At 36.1% G+C, this 18221-nt stretch carries 18 protein-coding genes and 4 tRNA genes; 20 read left to right on the top strand and 2 right to left on the bottom strand.

Translation table 11 applies throughout. The features are described from left to right. Nucleotides 1–21 precede the first annotated feature (21 nt). The 8 genes from JOC59_RS06050 to rny all read left to right on the top strand — a co-directional run bounded on the left by JOC59_RS06050 (nucleotide 22) and on the right by rny (nucleotide 4322). Nucleotides 22–94, top strand: a tRNA-Phe gene (locus JOC59_RS06050). Nucleotides 95–131: 37 nt separating this feature from the next. Beyond that, a tRNA-His gene (locus JOC59_RS06055) sits at nucleotides 132–204 on the top strand. Nucleotides 205–211: 7 nt separating this feature from the next. Continuing rightward, nucleotides 212–283 (top strand) — tRNA-Gln (locus tag JOC59_RS06060). A 23-nt stretch (nucleotides 284–306) separates the two neighbouring features. After that, nucleotides 307–390: transfer RNA gene (locus JOC59_RS06065), tRNA-Leu, on the top strand. A gap of 181 nt (nucleotides 391–571) precedes the next feature. Next, the gene (locus JOC59_RS06070) at nucleotides 572–1747 is read left to right on the top strand and encodes a nucleotidyltransferase (RefSeq protein WP_205143909.1); all 1176 of its coding nucleotides are present in this window, start codon (nucleotides 572–574) and stop codon (nucleotides 1745–1747) included. 36 nt (nucleotides 1748–1783) lie between these two features. Next, on the top strand, nucleotides 1784–2326 hold the full coding sequence (locus tag JOC59_RS06075) for a YceD family protein (RefSeq protein WP_205143910.1): 543 nt from the start codon (nucleotides 1784–1786) through the stop codon (nucleotides 2324–2326). Between the two features lie 65 nt (nucleotides 2327–2391). Further along, nucleotides 2392–2571: a 50S ribosomal protein L32 gene (gene rpmF, locus JOC59_RS06080; protein ID WP_205143911.1), complete on the top strand. Its 180-nt coding sequence runs from the start codon at nucleotides 2392–2394 to the stop codon at nucleotides 2569–2571. Between the two features lie 182 nt (nucleotides 2572–2753). Further along, the gene (rny, locus tag JOC59_RS06085; RefSeq protein ID WP_239517037.1) at nucleotides 2754–4322 is read left to right on the top strand and encodes a ribonuclease Y; all 1569 of its coding nucleotides are present in this window, start codon (nucleotides 2754–2756) and stop codon (nucleotides 4320–4322) included. Between the two features lie 39 nt (nucleotides 4323–4361). Here the strand turns inward: rny and JOC59_RS06090 are convergent, their stop codons facing one another. Further along, entirely contained in the window at nucleotides 4362–4484 is a 123-nt protein-coding gene (locus JOC59_RS06090) for a DUF4044 domain-containing protein (protein WP_205143912.1), read from the bottom strand. Between the two features lie 124 nt (nucleotides 4485–4608). Between JOC59_RS06090 and JOC59_RS06095 the strand changes: the two genes are divergently transcribed. From JOC59_RS06095 to JOC59_RS06135, 9 genes are all read left to right on the top strand, one after another. Further along, nucleotides 4609–4968, top strand: a complete 360-nt coding sequence (locus JOC59_RS06095; RefSeq protein ID WP_205143913.1) for a DUF3397 family protein — start codon at nucleotides 4609–4611, stop codon at nucleotides 4966–4968. 200 nt (nucleotides 4969–5168) lie between these two features. Further along, entirely contained in the window at nucleotides 5169–5600 is a 432-nt protein-coding gene (mraZ, locus tag JOC59_RS06100; RefSeq protein WP_205143942.1) for a division/cell wall cluster transcriptional repressor MraZ, read from the top strand. A 22-nt stretch (nucleotides 5601–5622) separates the two neighbouring features. Further along, nucleotides 5623–6567, top strand: coding sequence for a 16S rRNA (cytosine(1402)-N(4))-methyltransferase RsmH (gene rsmH, locus JOC59_RS06105; protein WP_205143914.1), 945 nt, complete (start codon nucleotides 5623–5625; stop codon nucleotides 6565–6567). Nucleotides 6568–6576: 9 nt separating this feature from the next. Beyond that, nucleotides 6577–6948 (top strand): cell division protein FtsL, encoded by a 372-nt coding sequence (gene ftsL / locus JOC59_RS06110; protein ID WP_205143915.1) that lies wholly within the window; start codon nucleotides 6577–6579, stop codon nucleotides 6946–6948. After that, nucleotides 6948–9101: a penicillin-binding transpeptidase domain-containing protein gene (locus JOC59_RS06115; RefSeq protein WP_205143916.1), complete on the top strand. Its 2154-nt coding sequence runs from the start codon at nucleotides 6948–6950 to the stop codon at nucleotides 9099–9101. The genes ftsL and JOC59_RS06115 overlap by 1 nt, the downstream gene beginning before the upstream one ends. Before the next feature lie 28 nt (nucleotides 9102–9129). Further along, nucleotides 9130–10098 (top strand): phospho-N-acetylmuramoyl-pentapeptide-transferase, encoded by a 969-nt coding sequence (mraY, locus tag JOC59_RS06120; RefSeq protein WP_205143917.1) that lies wholly within the window; start codon nucleotides 9130–9132, stop codon nucleotides 10096–10098. Between the two features lie 32 nt (nucleotides 10099–10130). Next, the gene (gene murD / locus JOC59_RS06125; protein WP_205143918.1) at nucleotides 10131–11501 is read left to right on the top strand and encodes a UDP-N-acetylmuramoyl-L-alanine--D-glutamate ligase; all 1371 of its coding nucleotides are present in this window, start codon (nucleotides 10131–10133) and stop codon (nucleotides 11499–11501) included. 1 nt (nucleotide 11502) lies between these two features. Next, nucleotides 11503–12609, top strand: a complete 1107-nt coding sequence (murG, locus tag JOC59_RS06130; protein ID WP_205143919.1) for an undecaprenyldiphospho-muramoylpentapeptide beta-N-acetylglucosaminyltransferase — start codon at nucleotides 11503–11505, stop codon at nucleotides 12607–12609. A gap of 36 nt (nucleotides 12610–12645) precedes the next feature. Further along, complete coding sequence (locus JOC59_RS06135) at nucleotides 12646–13806, top strand: cell division protein FtsQ/DivIB (protein WP_205143920.1); 1161 nt, start codon at nucleotides 12646–12648, stop codon at nucleotides 13804–13806. A gap of 150 nt (nucleotides 13807–13956) precedes the next feature. Here the strand turns inward: JOC59_RS06135 and JOC59_RS06140 are convergent, their stop codons facing one another. After that, nucleotides 13957–14253 carry a hypothetical protein gene (locus JOC59_RS06140; RefSeq protein ID WP_205143921.1) on the bottom strand — a complete coding sequence of 99 codons (297 nt, stop codon included), beginning with the start codon at nucleotides 14251–14253 and terminating at the stop codon, nucleotides 13957–13959. A 125-nt stretch (nucleotides 14254–14378) separates the two neighbouring features. Between JOC59_RS06140 and rnz the strand changes: the two genes are divergently transcribed. The 3 genes from rnz to JOC59_RS06155 are packed head-to-tail and all read left to right on the top strand — an operon-like array spanning nucleotide 14379 to nucleotide 18215. Next, nucleotides 14379–15317 carry a ribonuclease Z gene (gene rnz / locus JOC59_RS06145; protein ID WP_205143922.1) on the top strand — a complete coding sequence of 313 codons (939 nt, stop codon included), beginning with the start codon at nucleotides 14379–14381 and terminating at the stop codon, nucleotides 15315–15317. A gap of 11 nt (nucleotides 15318–15328) precedes the next feature. Beyond that, the gene (recJ, locus tag JOC59_RS06150; RefSeq protein WP_205143923.1) at nucleotides 15329–17644 is read left to right on the top strand and encodes a single-stranded-DNA-specific exonuclease RecJ; all 2316 of its coding nucleotides are present in this window, start codon (nucleotides 15329–15331) and stop codon (nucleotides 17642–17644) included. A gap of 46 nt (nucleotides 17645–17690) precedes the next feature. Then, complete coding sequence (locus tag JOC59_RS06155; RefSeq protein WP_205143924.1) at nucleotides 17691–18215, top strand: adenine phosphoribosyltransferase; 525 nt, start codon at nucleotides 17691–17693, stop codon at nucleotides 18213–18215. The last annotated feature ends 6 nt before the right edge of the window (nucleotides 18216–18221 follow it).

Genomic DNA, 18221 nt, shown 5'->3' on the forward strand with positions numbered 1-18221 from the left:
GAGTCCCGTTGTGACCGTTTTGGCTCAGTAGCTCAGTTGGTAGAGCAATGGATTGAAGCTCCATGTGTCGGCGGTTCGATTCCGTCCTGCGCCATGTAGATAATAGTTTTATCTATTTACAAATAATTATGGCGGTATTGGTGAAGTGGTTAACACACTGGTTTGTGGATCCAGCACGCGTGGGTTCGATTCCCACATACCGCCCTTTGATTGGGCTATAGCCAAGCGGTAAGGCAACGGTTTTTGGTGCCGTCATGCGCTGGTTCGAATCCAGCTAGCCCAGTTGCCAAAAGAGTAAATATTTTTGCCGTTGTGGCGGAATTGGCAGACGCGCTGGACTCAAAATCCAGTTCCTTCACGGGAGTGTGGGTTCGACCCCCACCGACGGCATTTTGGATAAAGTTGAAGAAACATATATTTTAATAAACAAGAAACGGACCGAATTTTAAAGAATTCAGTCCTTTTTGTTTGTTTTCACCTACATACAATTAGCTTGTAGTAAAATAAAGTTAAATATAGCGATAACGTTACAATTAAGGGTAAATTACGGATAATTATAGGAGTTTAGGAGATGAAAACAGTTGGAGTAATAGCTGAGTATAATCCATTTCATAATGGGCATAAGTACCATTTACAACAAGTCAGAGAACAAACTAAGGCGGATGTATTGGTAGTCATAATGAGTGGTAATTATGTTCAACGTGGAGAACCTGCACTTTTTGATAAGTGGGAACGAACACGTCAAGCATTATACAATGGGGCTGATATTATAATTGAAATGCCATTTAATGTTGCTGTTCAACCCGCACATTTATTTGCTAAGGGAGCGATACTACAACTGCAAGCATTAGGTGTTGAGGAAATATCTTTTGGTGTAGAGCATCCTGAATATGATTTTGCAGCATTAGCAAAAGAAGCGAGCATTATTTCAGAAGCCTTTAGTAATTATAAACAAACGTTTGCTTCAATTTACTATACACAATTAGCTGAAAAAACTGGGATAAAATTGGAAAGCGCTAATGATATTTTAGCGTTAGAGTATGCAAAAGCAATTTATGAGCAAAATGCTTTGATAAAAATACACCCTATTAAGCGAATTGCTGCGGGATATCATGATCGTGAGTTACCGATTAATATGAACAATGCAGAGGTTAATATAGCTAGTGCAACGGCGATTAGACAACATTTACATGATCAACGTGTGGTTAGATATTTACCAAGTTCAATGGATTTAACAAAAAGTTATCCGGTTAAAAATTTTGCAGTTCATTGGTGGCCATTATTGCACTATCGGTTACAAACAGCAAGTTTAACGGAATTACAGCAAATTTATCAACTTAATGATGGATTAGAACATTTATTTCAAGAAACCAGTTATCAAGTAAACGAGTTTCAAGCGTTTTTTGATAAAGTTAAATCAAAACGCTATTCTAATGCCCGCATCCAAAGAACGCTATTGTATACGTTGTTAAATGTAACGACCAATGAGATGATCGTTGATGAATGTAACTTGCAAAATCGATTATTAGGTTATACTAGCATTGGCCGAGCTTGGCTTAAAAGAAATAAAAAAATAATGAAAAAACCACTGATAAGCAAGATTAATAAAGATTTACGTAAAAATAAATATGCACTACAGTATCGCGTTGATAAAATATATCAACAATTTACTGAATGTAAGCAAGAACAAAATATTGGTCGAAAGCCAATAGATATTGAAAATTCTTTGACTATTATTAAAAAATAAGGTATACTTGTTTAGTTGCAAAAGGAGGAAGCCAATATGAAATGGTCGATGCTTGAACTACGAAAGTATAAGAATGAACCCTTACGTTTTGTAGAAAAACTAGATCTGAAAAAAGAAATTATTACACGGTTTTCTGATTTCATCATTGACATCAGCCCACTGGATATTAAAGGATTTCTTGAATATAAAGATGGTGACGTCTACGTCCATGCTAATGTGTCAGGAACGATGATTGTTCCTTCATCACGATCATTAAAACCAGTTGATTTTGCTCTTGATTTCATGATTGATGAGTTTTATACAACTGAAGAAGGACACTTAGAACGGTATGAGGACACTGATGCGGTTATCGTATTAGAAAATGATGTTTTAGACTTTGATGAAGCGATTATTGAATACGTTGTACTTCAATTACCTTTGCAAATTTTAGCTGAAGATGAAGTTTTGGATAATGATTTACCTGCTGGTAATGGGTGGGAAGTCGTTACTGAAGAGCAATTAGATGCTCAAAAAGCTGAAAATCAAACGATTGATCCACGTCTCGCTAAGCTCAAGGACTTATTCCCTGATCAGGACTGAGGAGATTAGCAGACACTGATTTTTGTAACACGCGTGGATATAAAATAACCAAGGAGGACGATTAAATGGCAGTTCCAACACACAAGACTTCTAAATCAAACAAGCGTGCTCGTCGTGGACACATTAAGCTTGTTGCTGCAGGCTTAAGTGCTTGCCCAAACTGTGGTGAATTACGTAAGTCACACTATGTATGTGCCGCATGTGGTTTCTATGCTGGCCGTGAAGTTGTTAAATCAAGCAACTAATCTGCTAAAAGAGTCTGGGACTTTGTCCCGGACTCTTTTTTATTTGTTATTTATAATAAATTGGTTTGACTTACATGCATAATAACCATAAAATATAATATGTGTATTAAATCAAATTAACATTTTGAAAAATTTAAACTTAGCATAGGAGTATGCTAAAGTTATGCACACATGGAGGCATTATGTCAACTATTATGGCATTTTTAGTAATTGTCCCCGTGTTAGCAGCAGTAATAGGTGGGTTCGTTGGATATCTTTTCCGTAAAAATACGTATGAGAAAACAATGGCCCAAGCACACCAAACAGCAGATGATTTCCTTGCCCAAGCTGAAAAAAATGCAAAAGCTTTGAAAAAAGAAGCATTGTTGGAAGCTAAAGATGAGAATCATAAGTATCGGACGAATATTGAAAATGAATTAAAAGACCGACGTCTAGAAGTTCAAAAGCAAGAAGATCGTTTGTTACAACGTGAGGCAACTCTGGATCGGAAGGATGCTGCCTTTGAAAAGCGGGAATCAATGTTAACAAGTAAAGAGCAAAAACTTGATAACGAAGTTGAAAAAACGCAACGCTTACAAGAAAAGGCAGTTACATTGGTTGAGGAACGTGAAGCTGAATTACAGCGTGTAGCGGGGCTTGAGGCGCATGAAGCCCGAGAACTAATATTGAGTGAAACCAAAAAACAATTAGCTCATGAACGTGGAGTTTTGATTAAGGCTAGTGAAGATGAAGCTAATGCTGAGGCGGAAAGAAGAGCAAAAAATATTGTTGTTCAAGCAATTCAACGCTCAGCGGCAGATATGGTTTCAGAGAACACTGTATCAATTGTGACTTTACCAAATGATGATATGAAGGGACGCATTATTGGCCGTGAAGGGCGTAATATTAGAACTTTAGAAACATTAACTGGTATTGACTTGATTATTGATGACACCCCTGAAGCTGTTGTCCTTTCAGGGTTTGACCCGGTAAGGCGAGAGATTGCCAAATTAGCTTTGGAAAAATTAATTCAAGATGGCCGAATTCATCCGGCCAGAATTGAAGAGATGGTGGAAAAAGCACGGCGGGAAATGGATGAAAAAATCAGAGAAACTGGTGAACAGACGATCTTTGACTTAGGCATTCATGGAATTCATCCAGATTTAATTAAAATTATTGGCCGAATGAATTATCGGACGTCTTATGGACAAAATGTTTTAACTCACTCAATAGAAGTTGCTAAATTATCAGGTATTTTAGCGGCTGAACTCAATGAAGATGTTACACTAGCAAAACGCGCGGGATTATTACACGATATTGGAAAAGCAGTTGATCATGAAGTTGAAGGATCACATGTCGAATTAGGAATTGAAATTACAAGTAAATTTCATGAAAAAGCAATTATTACAAATACAATTGCTTCTCACCACGGTGATGTTGAACCAGAATCAGTAATTGCCGTGTTGGTGGCAGCCGCAGATGCTATTTCAGCGGCCCGGCCTGGAGCGCGTTCTGAATCACTTGAAAACTATGTGCAACGGTTGAAACAACTTGAAAAAATTGCTGATGACTACGATGGTGTTGAAAAATCATTTGCAATTCAAGCTGGTCGTGAGATTCGGGTAATGGTTGAACCAACTAAACTTGATGATTTAGATGCGGCAATTTTGGCCCGCGATATCCGCAATCAAATTGAACATGACCTAGATTATCCTGGTCATATTAAAGTTACGGTTATTCGGGAACTACGAAATACGGAAATTGCGCAATAAAAAAACCTTGTCAATTGACAAGGTTTTTTATTTATTATATTAAATTAATTGTAAGGCACTAGCAGCACTGAGAATAACACCTAATACAGTAATAACAATCATAATCCATACCATAAACATCGTAAATTTTTGGAAACCGCTCTTTTTCTTTTTTTCATACATAGTTGTATATTCACCTCATAATTAGTAGTCCTATGCATTGTACATTGAAAAAAAGATTCTTGCAACCAATCTGCCAGTTTTGTATGCTTATATGTATTAAATATGATTAACTAGGAGAAGTTTAATGGCAACTGTGATATCTTGGCCACTGATGTTAGGATTAACAATCGTAGTATTTACGATATTATTTTTTTTACAAAGGACATTTTATCGACGATTACCACGAAACTTTCAAATTGTTGATGTTTTGCCCCCAATTTTAATTTGGAATATTCATATTATATCTGTGCAAACACTAGATAATTCGTTTGCACCTTATTTAATTATTATTTGGTTAACATTATTGATTGCATATGTTATCTACAGAGGATATCTAATGCAAAATTTTAAATTTTGGCCCGTGCTAATTTTTTATTGGCGCATCACTGATCTCGTCTTACCAATTGTTTATATTATTTTTGTTGTATTAGCATTTTTAAGATGAATAATTAGAATTAACTTGATAAATTTAGATAATTTTAAGGTTTTTACGGTAAAAGTAAGAACCTTTTTTTTTGTTAATATTTTATAGCAGAAAATGTGTGGTGAATTGTGGTTCAAAGTGGGGAAATATGGTAAATTAGTTTTAGGTTAATCTAAATTTATTTTAAATATATGAAATTTTTAAATGGAGGGCAGACAATGATGTTTATGGGCGAATACAAACATACAGTGGATGCCAAAGGACGTTTAATAATTCCAGCAAAATTTCGTAATCAATTAGGGAATAAATTTATTTTAATAAAATGGTTAGAGCATTCGTTATACGGCTTTTCACCTAGTGCATGGGAAATTTTTGAAACCAAGTTAAAGGCATTACCAATGACTAATAAAGAAGCACGTAAATTTCAAAGATTTGTTTTCTCAAGTGCATTTGAAGCAGAGTTTGATAAGCAGGGACGAATTGCGATACCGATTAATTTAAGAGAATATGCAAACTTAGAAAAAGAAATAATCGTGACCGGTGCTGGCACAGGATTTGAAATATGGAATGCAACAAATTGGCAAACATATACTGCTGATGTTGCCAATGATTTTGATGATATTGCAGACGGACTTGTAGATTTTGATTTTTAAATAGTAGAGATGAGGCAAGTTTATGAAGGGATTTAAGCATATTACTGTTTTACTTAATGAAGCAGTGGATGCTCTTAATATTAAAGCTGACGGTATTTATGTTGATGGAACGTTAGGTGGCGGTGGGCACTCAGCACTTATTGCTCAAAAGTTAGCAACTGGAGTGTTATATGCATTTGATCAAGATGATACAGCATTGACATATAATACCCGAAATTTAGCACCTGAAATTGAACAAAATAAAGTGACCTTAGTTAAGGGTAACTTTCGACAATTAAGCGAGAAGTTGGCGATACATAATGTTAGTAAAATTGATGGCATGGTTTATGACCTAGGTGTTTCTTCACCACAGTTTGATGATGCCCAACGAGGTTTTTCATATAATTACGATGCGCCATTAGATATGCGGATGGATCAAACACAACCACTAACAGCAAAACAGATTGTTAATGAATGGTCGTTTAATGACTTAATGCGTATTTTAACCCGGTATGGGGACGAAAAATTTGCTAAACAAATTAGCCGGTCAATTGAAAGACATCGGCAGGTTAAAACAATTGAAACAACATTTGAATTGGTGGAGATCATTAAAGAAGCAATTCCAATGGGGGCGAGAAGACATGGTGGTCATCCCGCTAAAAAATCATTTCAGGCAATTCGAATTGCCGTTAATGATGAATTAGGAGCACTTGAGAGTTCATTAGAACAAGCATTGAATTTATTAAACATCAATGGGCGCATTTCAGTGATTACTTTTCAACCACTTGAAGATCGAATTGTTAAAACAATGTTTAGAGAAGCAACGTCAATTGGTGATGTGCCAATGGGTTTACCAGTTATTCCAGCTGAAATGTTACCTGACTTTAAGCTGGTTACGCGTAAACCAATATTACCTAGTGAGCAAGAATTAAGTGAAAATAGAAGATCTCATTCAGCAAAATTACGAGTTATTGAACGTGTAAAATAGGAGGGGCTTATGAAACTTAGTAGTAACGCACAAATATTACCAAAAGTACAACCAATATCGCAGCCGACGATGAAAGTTGTTAAAAATAAGCCAGTAAAAATGGCGCGAGCTACATGGACACATACCGAGCTTTGGATGACGCTCATATGTGGTGTTTTTGTTACGGTACTATTGGTTGGGATAGTTGCAACGAATGTTATGATGAGCCAAGCTAATAAACAATTGACTACCACCCAAACCCAAGTTGAAAATATTAGTAGTCGTAATGCTAATTTGAAACAAGAAATTAATGAGTTAACAAGTCATACGCGTTTGCAAAAAATTGCTAATAAATATGACTTACAACTCACGAACCAAAATATAAGGAACGTAAATAAATAATGAATAATTCAAAAAAACGATTGCAGGGTGGTAAAAAAAAATTAGGCCAAAATAGTCGGCAAGTCGGTAAAATCTTTTTAATTGCTGTATCGGTTATTTTTGTCGTGCTAGGCAGTCGTTTTTTGTATGTAGCAACTTTTAAAAACGTTAAAGGGCATAACTTAACGAGTGCTACGCGAAAAATTTATATGCAAACGCAAGTTGTTAGTGCTAAACGTGGTAATATCTACGATGAGAATGGGGTGTTATTGGCGGAGAACACAAATACATATACGGTTTATGCGGTGCTAAATAAGCAACAAAAAACAACGGCAGGCAAGCCAATGTATGTTACGAATAAGCGCAAAACAGCTAAAGTGTTAGCTAAGTATATTGATTTATCTGAAAAGAAGATCTACAAAATTTTAACTTCGGCTAATAAAAAGACTTTTCAAGTTGAGTTTGGAAATGCGGGATCAAATTTAACAATTGAAACGCATGACAAAATTGTTGCTAGTAAGTTAACCGGAATTTCATTTACAAAGCAGCCAGCACGCTTGTATCCAAATGGAACTTTTGCTTCACATTTAATTGGAATTGCCCAATCAACGACTAACACTAAAACTGGTACTAGTTCATTAACTGGTATTATGGGTATTGAAAAACAATTAAATAAATTTTTAGCTGGTAAAAATGGAATTAAAGAAGTTAAAGCAACACCTGGGTATTCTATTGAGGATAAAACTAAGAGTACTGCTGCTAAAAATGGGGATGATGTCTATACAACCCTAGATAGCAAGTTACAAACGTTATTGGAATCGGAAATGACCAGTTTGCAAAAAAGTACTGATCCGGTTAGTGCCACTGCCATGGTGATGGACGTTAAAGCAGGGGCAATTGTGGCCGCAACACAAAGACCGACATTTGATGCAACGACTAAATCAGGTATTAGTAAAATGTGGCAAAATTTATTGGTTGAGAGTGCTTATGAACCCGGATCAACGATGAAAGTAATGACGGTTGCTTCCGCAATTAATAGTGGTAATTGGCATCCGAATGCGTTGTATCAGTCCGGAACTTATTTAATTGATGGCCAAAAGGTCACTGATTGGAATTCAAGTGGTTGGGGAATGATCTCATATCGACAAGGTTTGGCACGTTCTTCAAATGTTGCCATGACGCATTTAGAACAAACAATGGGGGCGAAAACCTGGAAAAAGTATCTAACAGCCTTTCATTTTAATAAATCAACTAATTCAGGATTAGCGGATGAAACAGCGGGTGGTATGCAGTTTAAATATCCAATTGAGCAAGCCAATACTGCTTTTGGTCAAGGAATTCGGGTGACACCAATGCAGATGATGCAAGCCTTTAGTGCTATCGCAGGTAATGGACAAGAATTGAAGCCCTATTTTATTCAAAAAATCGTTAATCCAAAAACAAAAAAAGTAGTTTATCAAGGAAAGAGAACGGTCATTAGTAACCCTATTACGGCCAAGACGGCTAGTAAAGTACGTAAATTACTCCAAGATGTGGTTTATAAGTCATATGGGACGGGGACGGCGTACAAAATATCTGGCTTTAGAGTAGCAGGTAAAACGGGAACGGCCCAAATTGCGACATCGAGTGGTTATTCTGTGGGGGATGAAAATGTAATCCATTCATGGGTTGGGATGGTCCCCGCGAATAAGCCTAAGTATGTAATGTATATTACGTTAAATCAACCTAAAAAGATTACCCAGGCAGTGACTAAATCAATTGCTAGTGTGTTTAAACCAGTGATGGAGCAAGCATTAAAAACTGATTCTTCACACCGCAGTGCCACAGCAATTAAAAGAGTACCGACTGTAAATAATCTAGGGGTGACAGAGAGCGTTACAACCATCAAGGCTAAAAAATTTGTACCAGTCGTGATTGGTGATGGCTCAAAAGTTAAAAAACAATTTCCTAGTGGGCAAACTCAACAACTGACATGGCAAAGAATTTTCCTATATACTGGTGGTAATATTACGATGCCAAGTATGACCGGATGGTCTAAAAATGATGTCTTGACGTATGCAAAATTAACCGGCATTACTGTAAAAACAGTTGGTAGTGGATATGTTTATAAACAATCTGTTAACTCTGGCACAGCTATAGAGCACAAAATGAGTGTAACTGTGAAACTAAAATAATATTTATTAGCAAGGAGAAATATATAAAATGAATGCGCTAGGCGTTATTTTTTGGCCAGTTATTTTGGCATTTGCATTGACGTTTATGTTTATGCCATTTTTGATTGCTTACTTTAGAGCAAAAAAAGAGGGTCAAATGATTAAAATGGTAGGGCCAAATTGGCATAGTAAAAAATCAGGGACACCAACCATGGGTGGTAGTTTGTTTATAATTACAATTATCGTTACAGCCGTGGTAATGAGCTTGCTTACCAAAAACTTTTCAATTCAAATCGTAGCTATTCTACTTACATTTTTAATCTATGGTTTGATTGGTACATTTGATGATAGTATTAAAATTTTTCATCATCAAAATGAGGGATTTAAAGCTTGGCAAAAAGCCACGTGTCAAATTATTGGTGGGGTAATTTTTTATCTATTACTATTGCTTAGTCAATTTCACTTTACTCTCAATTTAGGATTTGCAACGCTTAGCTTGGGCCTACTATACTTACCATTTTTAATTTTTTGGATGGTTGGTTGGTCAAATGCCGTTAATTTAACCGATGGGTTAGATGGCTTAGTAGCTGGAGTTTCAATTATTAGCTACCTAACTTTTGCAATTTTAGCACTTAATCGACAAATGTTTGATATTGCGCTTTTTGATTTTGCGGTAGTTGGAGCAGTTTTGGCATTTTTTTGGTATAACAAAAAGCCAGCCAAAATATTCATGGGTGATACTGGTTCACTAGCATTGGGTGCAGGATTAGCTTTAAACTCAATTATTTTGCATCATGAATTATTGTTATTACTAATTGCGATAATTCCAATGTTTGAAACATTATCGGTTATTTTACAAGTATTTAGTTTTCACTTTTTTAAGCGACGGATTTTTAAAATGTCACCTGTACATCATCATTTTGAAATGATTGGTTGGTCAGAGTGGAAGGTTGATGGTGTCTTTTGGTTAGTGACATTAATTGGTTGTGGGTTGAGTTTATTAATTGGTTTAAAGTAAGATGCTGATATTAAAGATGAGAAGGTAAGATAATGCGTAGGGTAAATGATTATCAAAATAAAAAGGTTTTAATACTTGGTTTTGCACGATCTGGTTTAGGAGCAGCTAAGTTGTTATTAAAATTAGGGGCACAAGTAATTATTAGCGATAATAAAAATTTACAAGCAGATGAAGCTGCAAAGGAGTTAATGAAGCAAGGTGTTATTTTTACACAAGTACAAACAGCTGAGTTAATTAAAGACATTGATTTGTTGGTGAAGAACCCCGGAATTACGTATGAAAATCCAGTCGTGAAAGCAGCCTTAGCTAAGCCAATTTCTGTGATCACAGAAGTTGAATTAGGGGCTAAAGTGTTTGAAGGTGAGTTAATTGCCATTACTGGATCAAATGGAAAAACGACAACAACAACTTTAATTACTAAATTATTGGCGCAAGAACGTAAAATCGGTGAAGCAAAATACGCCGGTAATATCGGTATCCCGGTTTCTGAAGTGGCACCAACACTGACGCACAATGATACTTTAGTTACGGAGGTTTCATCTTTTCAATTAATGGGAACGCACGATTTTCATCCACATTATGCAGTTTTAAATAATATTTTTGCTTCACATTTAGACTATCATAAAACGCGTGCAAATTATGTGGCTGCAAAGATGCGGATTACAATTAACCAAGATCAAAATGATTTTTTCATTGTTAACTGGGATAGTTCAGAACTTAGAGCGTTAGCCAAACAATCAAAAGCACAGGTTATCCCATTTTCACGATGTGGTAATGCTACTACTGGGGCCTATGTGAAAGATGATGTGATGTATTGGCAAAACGAAAAGATTATGACAACAAGTGAAATGGGGATCCCAGGAGACCATAATGTCGAAAATGCTTTAGCAGCGATTGCGGTTGCTAAATTACATGGTCGTTCAAATGAAATGATAGCACAAGTGTTACGATCTTTTAGTGGGGTCAGGCATCGAACACAATTTGTTTTGGAAGCAAATAAACGGCAATTTTATAATGACTCAAAGGCCACTGATATTGAGGCAACCCAAATGGCCTTAAAGGGCTTTAATCGGCCAGTGGTACTAATTGCAGGTGGTTTGGATCGTGGGGATACTTATGAACGGCTAGAAGCCGATTTAAAACAGCATGTTAAGGCAGTTGTTTTATGTGGCGAAACTAAAGCGATTTTTGCTCGAAGTGCGAAAAAAGCTGGGATCGAAAAAATTGAATTTGCCGATGATATTCAAGCTGCGGTTACTAAAGCGTATGCGTTAACAACACCCGGTGATATTGTCTTATTAAGCCCTGCTGCCGCTAGTTGGGATCAGTATCCAAGCTTTGAAGTACGGGGTGATTTATATATTGAAGCTATTGAAAAATTAACAGGAAAAAAGGAGGTGTAAAATGCGGTTAATAGTTAGTGCTGGTGGAACTGGTGGTCATATCTATCCAGCTTTAGCAACCATTGATGCTTTAAAAAAACAAGAACCAGATTCTGCCATTTTGTATGTCGGTGGCCAACGTGGTTTAGAAAAAAATATTGTGCCACAAAAAGGAATTCCTTTTAAGGCACTTGAAATTCAAGGTTTTAAGCGTAAATTATCGTGGGATAATTTAAAAACAATGTACTTATTTTTGAAAGCAGTTAAAGATGCCAAAAAAATAATTAAGGAATTTAAACCCGACGTTGTAGTTGGAATGGGTGGTTATGTTAGTGGTGCCGTGGTTTATGCAGCACAAGCAATGGGAATACCCACGGTGATTCATGAGCAAAACTCCGTTGTTGGATTAACGAATAAGTTTTTGAGCCGCTATGTAGATAAAATTGGGATTGCCTTTGAAGCAGCGCGATCACAATTTCCACAAGCAAAAGTCAAATTTGTCGGTAATCCGCGCGCCCAAGAAGTAGTAAGGGTACGTTCACATTTTAATTGGAATGAATATGGATTAAAAAATAATAAACCAACTTTACTAATTTTTGGCGGTTCACAAGGGGCCTTAAAAATCAACCAAGCAACAATTGAAGCAATGCCTGCATTTAATCAACGCAATTATCAAGTTGTTTTTGTTACTGGACAAAAAAGATATGAAGGGGTCATAGCCCAACTTAATCAGCGTCATACATTAGTTGGTGAAAATGTTGTTATTAAGCCATATATTAGTAATATGCCAGAAATTATGCCAAAGGTTTCAATTATCTTGGGACGTGCAGGAGCAACTAGTATTGCAGAAATTACAGCTTTAGGAGTGCCATCAATTCTAGTACCAAGTCCATACGTTACAGCTGATCATCAAACAAAGAATGCCCAAAGTTTAGTTAAAGCGGGGGCTGCGGAAATGATTACTGAAGATAATTTAAATAGTGAAAGTTTGTTAAAAGTTGTTGATAATCTAATGAACGAGGATGCACACCGATTAGAAATGGAGCATGCTGCTAAACAAATTGGTGTTGTAGATGCTGCTGATCAATTAGTCGCTTTAATGCGGACAGCCATTAGTGAAAAGCACTAAACTTTATCTAAGCTTTATAAGAAAGGGGGAACATCAATGGCGAAGGGAAATGCTGATAAAAATGCAAAAAAAGACAATTCATCACCATGGGATGTTCTTCAAATTAATCAAGCAAAAAGAAAGATACCTAAAAAATCAGTAAAAAGTAAAGCACATGATTTATTTTTTACGCAACAACAAAGTAAGCCTACTTCAGTGAATGAGGTACATGATGCCACAGCTGATTCAAATGAGCCCGAAATAATCTTTACTAAGCCTAATGAAAAGCATAGTTTTGAGGAAAAACTTAAGCAAACGCCAACAACTGCAGATAAGCTTGAACCTATTAAGCAAAAAGAATGGTTTAAATTACCACATTTAAAAAGTCGACAATTTAAAATTAACTTAAAAAATTGGCAAAAACAAACGCAAGAAAGCACATTATTAATTTTAGTTTTAGTGTTACTAACAGGTACGATGTATTGGTTTATTAGCCCGGCAACAATGCTCCAGACCGTGATTGTTAGTGGTAATAGTGATTTAAAGCCAACGACCGTGATTAAAGCTGCTAATATTAAGCTTAATCGCTCGATTTTTCGGATTATATGGCATGAAAAGCAAATTGCTAAAACGGCACACGCGAATAATGATCAAATTGATAAATTGTCAGTTAAGGTCTTAGGACCAACCAAAATTAAACTGACAGTTAAAGAGTCAATTAAAGCTGGTTTTATTTTGAAGAATAATAGCTATCATCTAGTCTTAGGAGATGGCAAAGTTTTGCCTAAAAGTTATCCTGAGCCTAAACCGGGATACCCTATTTATGATAATCTTACCGCTAGTCAACTCAAGAAAGTTGTTAAAGGCGTTGCACAACTAAGTAAACCTATCAGATCAGCAATTTCCGAAATTAAAATTGTCCGTGACACAGATGATGTCCAAAAATTGGTTTTATATATGAATGATGGTAATCAGGTTTATGCCAAAATTTCAACCTTTGGTGACAAAATGGCGTACTATCCATCAATTGCTGCTCAAATGAAACAAACGGGAATCGTTGATTTACAAGTTGGGGCGTTTTCATATTCATATACCCAGCAAAAAGCCCAAATTGCTGCTGAAAAAACGGCTAAAAATAGTAAAAAGGCAACTAAGAAAAGTACTAAAAAAAGTACTAAAAAAGTAACCAGTGCCAAACAAAGTAGTGCAAGTAACTAAAAATATGAGGCTATGATACAATACCTTTTATCGTAGTAAACTCAGTCACTAGTCTATAATCCATAAACTAAACAGGGCCGAATTTTGATAATTCAGCCCTGTTTGCTTTTTTGATAGTACTCATCACATTTTGCCATAGTGTTATCCTTTTTAATTTAAAACTAGCAAGTTATTTTGGATAATAAGCCGATACCCCCAAACGCGATAAACCATATGCTTGTTACGATAATAGATGGGTGCTTGAATTGGTAAACTTTGTAGTTTGATTTGTAAACGAGCAAGTTGATAAGCTGGTAAACCAGTTTTGTGCTCTAAATAAATAGCTGCGTTTTCGTAATTAAATGTGATATCAGTTACTAATACAAATTGTTTGGAGTTAAAGGGAATAATAAGTTTTAGGTTTGGGTCGAGATGCTTAGTTGCCACTTGCAAATCATAATTACGCATGCTGCCTCCTAATTAGAAATTAACTATTACCAAGAAATATATGATACAATTTTATAGTTAAGTTATAAAGAATACTTTTAATTAAATTTAAATAAAATAAATAGACTAAGGATATTATAACGTATATGCAGTTAGAATTTTTAGGAACAGGCGCTGGTCAACCAGCCAAATTTAGAAATGTAACATCGATTGCCTTACGGTTACTAGATGAACGGAATGCTGTATGGCTATTTGATGTTGGTGAAGGAACGCAACATCAAATTTTAAAATCGACCATTCGACCTAGAAAAGTTGAAAAAATTTTTATAACCCATATGCATGGTGACCATATTTTTGGCTTACCTGGTTTTTTGAGCTCACGGTCATTTCAAGGTAGTGATGCAAATGAACCACTAACGATATATGGACCAAAGGGAATTAAAGAATTTATTGAAGTTGCATTAAAAGTGACCGGTTCAAAATTAACATACCCGTTGAATTTTGTAGAAATAACGCAAGAAGGCATCATTTTTGAAGATGCCACATTTATCATTGAAACTCGTAAATTAGAACATAATATCCCATCATGGGGTTATCGAATTGTGGAAAAGGATCATCCAGGGGAATTATTAGTTGAAAAATTAAAGGCAATGAATATTCCATCAGGTCCTTTATATGGCCAAATTAAGAAAGGGGCCACAATTACATTACCAAATGGGCAAATAATAAATGGGCAGGATTTTGTTGGTAAGCAACAAAAGGGAAGAATTGTAACGATTTTAGGTGATACCCGTAAGCATCCGAATGCTTTGTATTTAGCTAAAAATGCAGATGTACTAGTCCATGAAAGTACCTATGGTAAGGGTGAAGGTAAATTAGCCCGTAATCATTACCATTCAACTAGTATCCAAGCTGCTGATATTGCAAAAAAAGCGCAAGTCAAAAAATTGCTATTAACCCATATTTCAGCCCGATATGCGGGTAAACTAGCGCTAGAATTAGAAAAACAAGCGCAAGAAATCTTTAGGGATGTGCGTGTTGTACGTGATTTTGATGTGATCGATATTCCGTTTACCAAAAAATAAGAGGAAGAAAAATGATTGATAGTCAGTACGCTTGGCATTTGCCAGAAAATCAAGATGAAAATCGGATTAATGAAATAAGTACAACATTGAAAATTAGCAATTTACTGGCACAAATTTTATATCAGCGAGGTTATCAAGATGTAAAAACAGCGCATGCTTTTTTAAATCCCCATCCCGATCAATTACATGATGCCAATTTACTTTATGATATTCATAAAGCGGTTGATCGAATAAATGCAGCAATTATTGCTGGTGAGCATATCACCATTTATGGTGATTATGACAGTGATGGGTTAACAAGTACAGCACTAATGTATGAAGCATTGGCGATGGTTGGTGCAGATGTAGATTATTACATTCCCAACCGGTTTAAAGATGGTTATGGCCCAAATGTGACAGTCTATGAGGACCTTATTGCTCGGGGGACACAATTGATAGTAACTGTTGATAACGGTGTTGCTGGCCACCTTGCTATTAACCGAGCGAATGAACTTGGTGTTGATGTAATTGTTACAGATCATCATGCTTTACCAAAAAAATTACCAGAAGCATTTGCGATTGTGCATCCTCGTCATCCCGAGGGACACTATCCGTTTGGTGAGTTATCGGGGGTAGGTGTTGCGTTTAAAGTGGCAAGTGTTTTGCTTGAAGAAATTCCACAAGAGATGCTTGACTTAGTAGCAATTGGTGAAATTGCGGATTTGGTATCATTGACCGATGAGAATCGAGTTTTAGTTAATTACGGTTTAAAAATGATTGCGCAAACAGAACGACCAGGTTTACAAGCACTCTTGGATATTGCCAAGATAGAAGCACCAATTACTAGTACAGCCGTGGGCTTTGCCATCGCTCCTAGATTAAATGCATTAGGACGCTTAGGTGATGCCATGGATGGGGTCAAATTATTAGTAACGCAGGATATTGACGTTGCTGAGGAATTGGCCACTAAAATTGATCAATTAAATCAAAAGCGGCAAACAATTGTACAAGAAGTTAGCGAAGTTGCATTGAAACAAGCCTTATCTGCGGAGAATCAAAAACGCAATACCTTAGTTATTGTTGGTGATAATTGGCATGAAGGTATTTTAGGAATTGTGGCTAGTAAAATTGTTGAGCAAACCCATAAACCAACGATTGTCTTAACACATGTTGAGCAAAACCTATTAAAGGGTTCTGGTCGGAGTGTTGCCAGTGTTGATTTATATGCGGCTCTAGCGCCTATTAGCGATCATTTTGTTGGATTTGGTGGTCATGCAGCCGCTGCGGGGATGTCACTTGCTAGTGAAGAACTGGTGTTTATTAAGGATACTTTTGAAGCCAATGTTACCGCAAGTGGTTTTGATGTGCAGCAAAAGATACCATTAGAAGTTGCCGGAAAATTAGAATTAAATGCTATAAATGCCAATTTGTATGCTGAATTAGCAAAACTGGCTCCTTTTGGGATGGATAATCCGAAACCAGAATTTGAAATCACAGCTCAGGTCGGGGATGTCAAACAAATTGGTCAAGCACAACAACACTTAAAATTTAGTTTAGTAGCTGAGCTGCAACAAAAAGTACCAGCTATTGCGTTTAATCAGGGCTTGTTGGCTGCTGAAATTAAAGCGAATGCTCAGGCAATTAAGGTCATTGGCACAGTTGATGAGAATGTTTGGCAAGGCGTATCCTCATATCAAATTTTGATTAAAGATTTAAAACAAGCTGGGTTGGCAATTATTGATGCCAGAACTAATAAATTAAAGAAAAATTTATTTGCCAAAAATCAACAGTATGTTTTTTTTAAGCATAAATTGGCAAAACAAGTGCAACCATATATTTCTAAGGATGCCCATATTGTTGATCTAGAAAAGGCCAATAATATCTTAGATGATCAAATAACCACAATTGTTGATTTACCAGCAGATATTAATGATTTAAATATGTTACAAAATCATACTTATCGACAACTAACCGTGATTTTTTATACGCCACAACAAGTTTATCTAGCAAAACTACCAACCAAACATGATTTTGCAAATTTATATAAATTTATTGCGCAACACCATGATTTGCTAATTAAAGATGAAATACAGCAACTGGCAAGTTATTTACAAGTTGACAAAAGTCAACTTACTTTCATGATTCAGGTGTTTTTTGAACTTGGATTTGTTACAATAGACAATGGTGTTCTTAACGGTGTCGTTAAGCCACCAAAAGCTGAACTAGGAACAGCACCAAGTTATCAAGCACGTTTAAAAAAACAAGCAGTTGAAAAAGTATTGATATATAGTAAAACAACCGAATTGAAAGATTTGCTAAGCAAAATACTTAATCCGAATGTAGATTAAGTAAATCTTTACGTATGCAACGACTGATATTAATTGAGGTAAAAATATGACATTTGATTTTCATAAGTATGTAGCATCAATTCCAGATTTTCCTGAGGCTGGAGTAATATTTCGTGATTTAACACCATTAATGGGTGATGGGGCGGCATATGCCGCTGCAACTGACGCAATTGTGGCATATGCCAAAGCACAAGGCGGAATTGATGCTGTTGTTGGCCCCGAATCACGTGGGTTCATTGTTGGTGGGCCAGTGGCTTATAAATTGGGAGTAGGATTAATTCCTGCTCGTAAAGCTGGTAAATTACCACGGCCAACAGTTAAGCAGGATTATGAGCTTGAATATGGTGGTATAAATACGTTAGAAATTCATGCTGATGCGATTAAACCTGGTGATCGCGTCTTAATAACTGATGATTTGTTAGCAACTGGTGGAACACTCCAAGCAACGATTAAGCTCGTTGAAAAATTAGGTGGTATCGTAGTGGGAACGGCCTTTTTAATTGAACTTGATGCCTTACATGGTCGAGATAAATTGGCTGGTTATGATGTTTTTGCGTTAATGAATTATTAATGGTAA

It is taken from the genome of Periweissella beninensis (assembly GCF_016908275.1).
GTDB classification, from domain to species: domain Bacteria; phylum Bacillota; class Bacilli; order Lactobacillales; family Lactobacillaceae; genus Periweissella; species Periweissella beninensis.

Coding starts and splice junctions, on each gene's coding strand:
- rsmH (WP_205143914.1), top strand. CDS start 5,623: ATGAAGGGATTTAAGCATATTACTGTTTTACTTAATGAAGCAGTGGAT.
- rnz (WP_205143922.1), top strand. CDS start 14,379: ATGCAGTTAGAATTTTTAGGAACAGGCGCTGGTCAACCAGCCAAATTT.
- murD (WP_205143918.1), top strand. CDS start 10,131: ATGCGTAGGGTAAATGATTATCAAAATAAAAAGGTTTTAATACTTGGT.
- JOC59_RS06075 (WP_205143910.1), top strand. CDS start 1,784: ATGAAATGGTCGATGCTTGAACTACGAAAGTATAAGAATGAACCCTTA.
- JOC59_RS06135 (WP_205143920.1), top strand. CDS start 12,646: ATGGCGAAGGGAAATGCTGATAAAAATGCAAAAAAAGACAATTCATCA.
- rny (WP_239517037.1), top strand. CDS start 2,754: ATGTCAACTATTATGGCATTTTTAGTAATTGTCCCCGTGTTAGCAGCA.
- rpmF (WP_205143911.1), top strand. CDS start 2,392: ATGGCAGTTCCAACACACAAGACTTCTAAATCAAACAAGCGTGCTCGT.
- mraY (WP_205143917.1), top strand. CDS start 9,130: ATGAATGCGCTAGGCGTTATTTTTTGGCCAGTTATTTTGGCATTTGCA.
- JOC59_RS06140 (WP_205143921.1), bottom strand. CDS start 14,253: ATGCGTAATTATGATTTGCAAGTGGCAACTAAGCATCTCGACCCAAAC.
- recJ (WP_205143923.1), top strand. CDS start 15,329: ATGATTGATAGTCAGTACGCTTGGCATTTGCCAGAAAATCAAGATGAA.
- JOC59_RS06115 (WP_205143916.1), top strand. CDS start 6,948: ATGAATAATTCAAAAAAACGATTGCAGGGTGGTAAAAAAAAATTAGGC.
- JOC59_RS06095 (WP_205143913.1), top strand. CDS start 4,609: ATGGCAACTGTGATATCTTGGCCACTGATGTTAGGATTAACAATCGTA.
- mraZ (WP_205143942.1), top strand. CDS start 5,169: ATGTTTATGGGCGAATACAAACATACAGTGGATGCCAAAGGACGTTTA.
- ftsL (WP_205143915.1), top strand. CDS start 6,577: ATGAAACTTAGTAGTAACGCACAAATATTACCAAAAGTACAACCAATA.
- JOC59_RS06070 (WP_205143909.1), top strand. CDS start 572: ATGAAAACAGTTGGAGTAATAGCTGAGTATAATCCATTTCATAATGGG.
- JOC59_RS06090 (WP_205143912.1), bottom strand. CDS start 4,484: ATGTATGAAAAAAAGAAAAAGAGCGGTTTCCAAAAATTTACGATGTTT.
- JOC59_RS06155 (WP_205143924.1), top strand. CDS start 17,691: ATGACATTTGATTTTCATAAGTATGTAGCATCAATTCCAGATTTTCCT.
- murG (WP_205143919.1), top strand. CDS start 11,503: ATGCGGTTAATAGTTAGTGCTGGTGGAACTGGTGGTCATATCTATCCA.